This is a genomic window from uncultured Methanobrevibacter sp., from assembly GCF_937906425.1.
GTDB lineage: Archaea > Methanobacteriota > Methanobacteria > Methanobacteriales > Methanobacteriaceae > Methanobrevibacter.
This window is the reverse complement of the sequence record NZ_CALCYR010000064.1, coordinates 1-5,383: the sequence shown is the minus strand read 5'-3', so window position 1 is coordinate 5,383 and position 5,383 is coordinate 1. Positions and strand designations below refer to the sequence as shown.

Below are 5,383 nucleotides of genomic sequence, written 5' to 3'. Positions count from 1 at the left end.
ATACGAGATCTGATCGTGACTGGAGTTCAGACGTGTGCTCTTCCGATCTTTTTTTGTAATAAAAAAATATTTATACGTCAAAATATTACTTCAATTAAAACAATAAACTATTCATTATTATCTGATATATTTTCTAAATCTTTAAATTTATTAGAAAAATTTGTTTTAATTATTTTCAAATTTCCCATAATTGAATTTTTTATTCTTTCTGCTAAATAATCAGCATCAACTACGGACATATTTCTTCTTAAGATTTTTGTATTACTTATAAATTTCATTTTTATAAAAGAAGGATGATTTATATCAGGTTCACTTTTACATTCTCGTTCTTTATTATCTTCTTCTTCTTTGTTTATTATATTTATATCCTCCTTGACTAATTTGGCATAATTCGAAAAGTTTATTGATTGCAAAGATTTTTCTTTTTTTGTTTCTTTTGCTGTTAATGAAAAATGATTATTTATTTTATTTTTATTGTCGTTCATTTCTAAATACATATTAAATAAGTTAGAATTACTCATTAATTTATTTTCTGAAAGTTCTTTAAATGTTTTTCTTGCACTTAAAGGCGAATGAGATCCGAGCATTCCCCCTCTATTATTTATCGCAGTTTTTCCAGATTTATGTCTCGATTTTTTGCTTTTAAAAGTATCATCGCCTTTAGCATTAATATTCGTAATGCTTTCTTCCGGTATTTCAGTGTGACTATTTTCTTCTCCTTCTCCTTCCTCAATAACATCAGATTCTTCATCAATAATATTATCAGCATTTTCCACTTGGGATTTTGCTATACCATAAAAATAATCAAGATTAATAAGCTTTTTATTTGCTTCTCTTAAATCATTTGCTTTATAAATATGATCTAAATATAAACCTACTACATATAAAAAATTATCATTTTCGCCTTCATAATACGGCACTATCGGAATACCATTGTATAAATGGTAAGCGAAACTTAGTACTGAATTATCTATGATAACTATATCTTTTAAATCATAATATTCATTAAAGATATCTAAATCTTTCACATAAAATTTAACATCGTCAATATCTACTAAAGAACAATTATTTCTATATAATCGATATTTAAAATATTTTTTTTCTGGATCCATAAAGTCTAATACAGCATCAGCATATGTCTGATGACTTGCGGTATGTACTACGATATGATATTTCTTTTTTATTAAATCTAAAGTCTCTTTCCATAAAGGACGTAAATTAATTCCGACTTTTACTGAGTTTTTCCCTGGTAATGAAATATCTATAGTATGTTGATATTTTGCCTTTTTTGATTTGATATCACCTGTACAATGAACTAAGGTTTCATCTAAATCGAATAATGCTATACGTTTTTTGAGTCCTTTTTTTTTACTTTTTGGAAAATTAAAATTTATTTTCGTTTTTAGACGAGTTTGACTATCTTTATCCATATCCATAATTAATTCAAAACAACTTATAATATATTTGGTAAAATCTGGTCCGGTATATACTGTATTTGTAAATTTACTGAATAAACTGTATTGTTCATCTTTTAAATTTTTTTTGAGGAAAACTTCGACATCTGATAATTTTTTCTTTTTTTTTGCTTTTTTTATCACATTAGTTGATGATGCATTAATAAGATTCAGATTCGAAATTTTTTTGGGAAGTTTTGCTCTTAATGCTTCAGAAATTTCTTGCATTTTATTATTTCGGTAATGTAGTGATATACTTCTTTTTCTTCTGGATATTTTTAATAATATATTATTATTTGAATCATTATTGTTATCTTTTATTTTTAATTCTTTTTTTGATTCATTATTAAATGTAGTTTCATAATGCTTAGTTCTTTCTTTTTTAGAAGCTCTTTTTTCTTTATAACTTGCTTTGATATCAAATATTTTTTTAATAACATCATCTTTACTTAAAAATCCGCTTTGTCTTCTATCTTCACTTTTTAATTCTTCTGATAATCTTTTTTTATCTTTGTCTTTTTCTTTTTCTGTTTCATTTTTGTCTTTAGAGTTTTTTAAACTTCTTTTTCCTGATTTTTTAATTTTTTCTTTTTTATATTTTTCATCCTCTTTTTTTTCTTTATAATTTCTATTATTCATATGTTCTCTTAACATTTTCAATCCACTTGATTCATATTTATTATTTTTTACTTCTTGGTTTCTTGAAAACATTAATTTAACTAATTTATTATTAAAATTATGATCTTTGAAAGAAATTTTCCTATCATTTTTTTTCTTCTTTTTTTTATCGGTTTTTCCTACTGATTTAAATTTATCAATTAATCCAATTTTTGACGTCCAATTTTTTTTTATTGCATCTTCTTTATTAATATTATCTTTTATATTTTTTACATTCTTATTACTTCTATATTCTCCTTTAGACATTTTTCCTTCGCCTAAATTTCCATTTGACTTTTCCTTTTTATATGAAGAATGACAATTCCTATGTAATTCTTCATTGCTAAAACTTTTTGATTTTTCTATAAAAAAAAGAACAGCTTTGTCTTTTTTTTTGAGATTAATTTTGCTTTCTTTTTGAACTTTTTGGGTTTTTCTTCGCTTTTTTGATTTAAATACAAAAATATTTTTATTATTATTATTACTATTATTATTTTTTTTATCTTGTTTTTCTGTTTTTAAAAATAAAGAAGGAATTTTCTCATCGTTGATTATTTTATTATGACGAGTTTTTGCTGTTCGTATCGAGTCTTTTGTGTTGTCATGATTTTCTTTATTTTCATCAATTTTTTTATTATAATTAGCGACATTATCACTTTCATAATTGTTTTCTATTTGACTGCTTCGGAAATTTAACATTTCTTGATAATTTGTTTCTGGGAGACCCATACTAAATCTTTTGCAAATAAAAGTTGATCTTTTTAATATATTAGGACTTAGATCATTATATGTGTGAGTTATTTTTAAATTCACACTTTCATTATTCTTTTGCTCGTTATCACTTTTAGAACCAATTGTCTTATTTCTTGTACTGTCAAATTTCATATAATAATTATTAGATGAATTTTCTTTTGAATTATTTATATTTTTATTACTTTTTTCTGTACGAATTGAACCGTCAGATGATATAAATGGAAGCATTATTGTATTATTTACAGATGAATGATGAGAAGAAAAATCATTATAATTACTTCTAAATGAATTAAACTTATTATTAGATATTTCTTTAACTCCTCTAGTAGCTGAAGGTGAACAATATGATATTACAGGTTCAACACAAGTCGATTGATCATCGTCATCTTCCATTTAATAATTTATTTTATAAAATATAAGGGAAAAGATTATGAGTTTTAATATTAAAAACGCATTACCAATATTTTTAATTTTAATATTTCTGCTGGTGATTATTCCTCAATCCTTTGCTGCTGATGATTTGGCTATTGGGGATTTATCCAGTGATTTGAATATAGGTGATGCAATCAGTGATGACATAGATTTAAACAGTGATGATTCCAGTAATGTTAATGATGAATTAAATGAAAAATCTGCTGATGGCAAGATTGTCAAATCAGGGGATTATGATTATGAGACCACACCAAATCCATCTTCTGTAACATATAATGCTAATGAAAGCAAAATCATTACAGTGACTGCTGATTTTGACTATGACAGGTCAGAATCCATTGAAGGAAATAGCTATTATGTATGGATCAATGGTGAAAATGATGCGAATAAGGTAGAGATTTATAATGTTTTCGCAGATGCTGAGGAATTCACATTTGACTTGAAGACCATCAGTGACAAGATGGAAAACGGATATAACATATTAACCTTCCATCCTGATGTAAACTTGTTAAGTGCCAATTCCATGGGTAACTATAAGTTCAATCAGCTACTTGTAAACTGTAATTACACTAATCCGACTCCTATAGATGATACCAACGATACGGAAAACGGAACAGATAACGGTACAGGTGACAATAATGATACAAACGGTACCGGAGGGGACGATGGCAATGATACCATAGTTTATTCCTATGTTTCCACTCCTGAAGTTTCAAGCATTGATTACATAATTGGTGAAAGCAGGATTGTAAAGATAAATATTGATTATGATCTCACATTGGCTAATCAGATGGAATTCAATCCATTTTACGTATGGGTCAATGGACAAAACAGTTCAAATGCAGTCAGTCTCACCAATGTGGATGCAAGTGTTACTATTTTAAACTTTGACTTGTTGTCAGTTAGCGATAAGTTAATCGAAGGACAAAACTTCCTTACTTTCCACCCAAGCATAGACTTATTGAATTCCCTTTCCATTGGCAATCAGACCTTCAATACATTATTTGTTAGGGCAAGTAAACCTGTAGTGCTTGATTCTCTTATAAACATTGAGGATGTCAGTGACGATGGAAATATTAGCATTTCCTTAAAGGATTCAAATTCCAAGGCAATTGCCAATGCCACTGTTAAGATTTTAATCAATGGCAGTTCTGCAGGCTCTGTCAAAACAGATTCCAATGGTAAGGCTAGTTTCAATATCAATCAAACCGGTCTGATGGACCTTAGTTTGGTCTATGATGGAAACATAAGTTCAAATGCAAGCAATTACACCTCTAAACTTATTGTTTCAAGTCAGGTGGAGGAACGTATTGTTGTGGTAAACAACACTGTTGAGGTTCCTGTTGATGTAATTCATGTTGTGAACAATACTGTTGAGGTTCCTGTTGAAGTAATTCATGTTGTGAACAATACTGTTGAGGTTCCAGTTTATATCACTCCTAACAAAACAGCCACATCAATTCTCTTCAAGAACATGACCACAAACACAATTGAAGTTGGTGTTGATGGAAGAAATGGTGAATACTTCTACTTCACATTGGTAGATTCAGATGGAAAGGCATTGGCTGGCAAGAATGTTTCTGTAGGATTCAATGGTCATGTATACAGTTACATCACCGATTCCAAGGGTCAGGCAAAGGTTCAGGTAAATCTTCCTATTAAGGGAGGTTATACATTTGCAATATGTTTCCTTGGGGATGATGATTATAATGCAAGTTTTGCTGTAGCAAGGATTACTGTAAACCTTCAAAAAACCAAGATATCTGCAGATAAGAAAACATATAAGGCAAGTGCCAAAACAAAAACAATATCCGTCACTCTCAAATCCGCTAAGGGAAATCCTTTGAAAGGTAAAAAGGTCAGTGTTGTTCTAAATGGAAAGACCTATACTGCAAGTACCAATGCTAAGGGAGTGGCTACTGTTAAGGTTAGTTTAACTAAAAAAGGAACTTATTCATTCACTGCTAAATTTGCAGGAACAGATAGATATGCGGCTGTAAGTGTAAAAAATACTTTAAAATTATCTTAAATGAATTATTAATTTAATTCATTTAGATTTTTTACTTTTTTTACTTGTTTTATTTTTT

General features: G+C 28.1%; 2 protein-coding genes. One reads left to right on the top strand and one right to left on the bottom strand.

Annotated elements, in window-relative coordinates; translation table 11 throughout:
* Nucleotides 1–107: 107 nt before the first annotated feature.
* On the bottom strand, nucleotides 108–3,257 hold the full coding sequence (locus Q0138_RS01830) for an HAD family hydrolase (RefSeq protein ID WP_297980104.1): 3,150 nt from the start codon (nucleotides 3,255–3,257) through the stop codon (nucleotides 108–110).
* A 37-nt stretch (nucleotides 3,258–3,294) separates the two neighbouring features.
* Here Q0138_RS01830 and Q0138_RS01825 point away from each other — a divergent pair, with 37 nt between their 5' ends.
* On the top strand, nucleotides 3,295–5,325 hold the full coding sequence (locus Q0138_RS01825; RefSeq protein WP_297980102.1) for an Ig-like domain-containing protein: 2,031 nt from the start codon (nucleotides 3,295–3,297) through the stop codon (nucleotides 5,323–5,325).
* Nucleotides 5,326–5,383: the final 58 nt, after the last annotated feature.